This is a genomic window from Streptomyces sp. HSW2009 (assembly GCF_040240285.1).
GTDB lineage: Bacteria > Actinomycetota > Actinomycetes > Streptomycetales > Streptomycetaceae > Streptomyces.
This window is the reverse complement of the sequence record NZ_JBEHZD010000834.1, coordinates 1-2,402: the sequence shown is the minus strand read 5'-3', so window position 1 is coordinate 2,402 and position 2,402 is coordinate 1. Positions and strand designations below refer to the sequence as shown.

The 2,402-nt window shown below is 71.8% G+C and carries 2 protein-coding genes; both read right to left on the bottom strand.

Annotated elements, in window-relative coordinates; translation table 11 throughout:
• Positions 1-370: 370 nt before the first annotated feature.
• A complete protein-coding gene (locus tag AAHZ94_RS32720; RefSeq protein ID WP_349997339.1) occupies positions 371-1,237 on the bottom strand; it encodes an ABC transporter permease in 867 nt (288 codons plus the stop codon).
• Positions 1,234-2,268 carry an ATP-binding cassette domain-containing protein gene (locus AAHZ94_RS32715; RefSeq protein WP_349997338.1) on the bottom strand — a complete coding sequence of 345 codons (1,035 nt, stop codon included), beginning with the start codon at positions 2,266-2,268 and terminating at the stop codon, positions 1,234-1,236. The genes AAHZ94_RS32720 and AAHZ94_RS32715 overlap by 4 nt, the downstream gene beginning before the upstream one ends.
• Positions 2,269-2,402: the final 134 nt, after the last annotated feature.

Here is a 2,402-nt window from a genome sequence, read left to right as displayed (position 1 = left end):
CCCGGCCCCCGCCCCCCCGGGCGCCCCCCCCGCGGGGGGCGGTTTCGCCGCCCGCGGAGACCGCCCCGCGGTCGGGGGGGGGCCGCCGCCTCTCCCTCGCGGAGGCGGCGGCCCTGCTGTGACGCGTCGCTGATCGACCGCCCGCGGTGGGTCACCGCCGGCGGGTCCACGGCCGGGGGCCGGAAACCATGCCGTGCCGAGCCGATGCCCCGGACCCTTCGGTCGCCCGGTGCCGGGCACCGTGATGCGGAACGTGCCATCGCGTCCCGCACCCCGGCACAGCCGCCGCCCCCGCGACGGTTGCTGCGACCTCCGCGTCACCCGTGGGCACACCCGCCGTCTTTGGCGGGCCGGCCGGCCGGGCCACCGGTCAGACCTTCGTACGGAACTTGCGCACCGCCAGCGGCGCGGTCACCGCGGTGATGCCCACGCACCAGGCCAGCGTCGCCAGCACCGGGTCGGCCACGTCGCCGTGCCCGATCATCAGGGCCCGGGCCGCGTCGGCCAGGTTGGAGAGCGGGTTGTAGTCCGTGAAGGCCTGCAACCAGCCCGGCATCGTCATGGTCGGCGCGAACACCGAGGAGCCGAACTGGAGCGGCATCAGGATCAGGAAGCCGAAGCCCTGCACCGCCTGCGGCGTCTTCATGGTCAGTCCGAGCAGCATGAAGATCCAGGTCAGCGACGTACCGAAGAGCAGGGACAGGCCCATCGCGGCCAGCAGCTTCAGCGGGCCGGTCTCCAGGTCGAAGCCGATCAGGAAGGCCACCGTCAGCAGGATCACGGTGGAGACCAGCATCCGGCCGCCCTCCACGATCAGCTTGGCTATGAGCACCGACGAGCGGGCGATCGGCATCGTGCGGAACCGGTCCATCACCCCCTTGCTGAAGTCGTCGTTGACGCCGGTGCCGACCGACATGGCGATGTTGAGACCGCCCATCGCCATCAGGCCGGGGATCACGTAGTTGATGTACGCCTCGCGGTTGCCGCCGAGGCTGCCGCCGACCGCGCCACCGAAGACGTACACGAACAGCAGCGTGAAGATGATCGGCATCAGCAGGGCGTCGGACATCGACCCCGGGTCCTGCTTGATCTGCATCGCGTTGCGGCGCGCCAGCGCGCCGATGTGCCGCAGGTTTCCGCGCAGGCCGATGCGGACGTCGTCGGAGCCCACCTTGCTGGTCTGGTGCTGCTGCTGGCCCGGGGTCTTGTCCGGGGCCGTGATGGTTGCCGCGCTCATGCGGCGACCTCCTCAAGCTCGTTGTTCTCGCCCAGCTCGCTGCCGGAGGCCTTGCGGCCGGTGATGGCCAGGAACACCTCGTCCAGGCTGGGCAGATGGGTGTCGATGCTGGCGATGGTGAAGCCGCGGTCGCTCAGCAGCCCGATCAGCGCCGTCAACTGCTCGTCGCTCACGATCGGCACGCTGACCAGGCCCTCGGCCTCATCGGCCCGCGCGCCGGCGACGCCTTCGAGGCCGGCCTGCGCCACGGCCCCGACCATGCGGTGCAACTGCGTCGGGTCCGACGGCCGGATCTGGAGGGTGCGGCCACCGACCCGCGCCTTCAACTCGTCCACCTGGCCACCGGCGATGACCCGGCCGCGGTCGATGACGGTCAGCTCGTGCGCGAGCTGCTCGGCCTCCTCCATGTACTGCGTGGTCAGCAGGACCGTGGCGCCGTCGGTGACCATCCGGCGCACCTCGGCCCACACCTCGTTGCGGGTGCGCGGGTCCAGGCCGGTGGTCGGCTCGTCCAAGTAGAGCACCTGCGGTTGGCCGATCATGGAGGCGGCGAGGTCGAGCCGGCGCCGCATGCCGCCCGAGTACTGGCCGGCGGGGCGCTTGGCGGCCTCGGTGAGCGAGAACCGCTCCAGCATGTCGTCGGCGCGCTTGCGCGAGGCCGCGCGCGACAGGTCGAGCAACCGCCCGATCATGTACAGGTTTTCCCAGCCGGAGAGCTTCTCGTCCACCGAGGCGTACTGCCCGGTGAGGCCGATCGCCCGGCGGAGCTGCCGCGGCTGGCGCAGCACGTCGAATCCGGCCACCCGCGCGGAGCCGGCGTCCGGCACGACCAGCGTGGAAAGGCAGCGCACCAGCGTGGTCTTGCCGGCGCCGTTGGGGCCGAGGACACCGAGCACGGTGCCTTCCTTGACGTCGAGGTCAACGCCGTCGAGCGCCTTGGTCGTGCCGTAGTGCTTGACCAACCCCCGCACCTCGACCGCGTTGCCGCGGCCGGGACTTGTGTCGTGTAGTGAATTCTGCGAACGCGTCATGGCGTAACACTGTCAGACGCCACTGACAACCGACCTACAGGCCACCGACGGGGGGGGCGGCCGCCCCCCCCCCCGCCCCCCCCCGGCCGGCGCGGCCGACGAAGCGTTGGGCCACCGCCCGCAGCGCCAGCTTC

Excerpts from the sequence above, each read along its gene's own strand:
- AAHZ94_RS32720 (WP_349997339.1), bottom strand. The coding sequence starts at position 1,237 with ATGAGCGCGGCAACCATCACGGCCCCGGACAAGACCCCGGGCCAGCAG.
- AAHZ94_RS32715 (WP_349997338.1), bottom strand. The coding sequence starts at position 2,268 with ATGACGCGTTCGCAGAATTCACTACACGACACAAGTCCCGGCCGCGGC.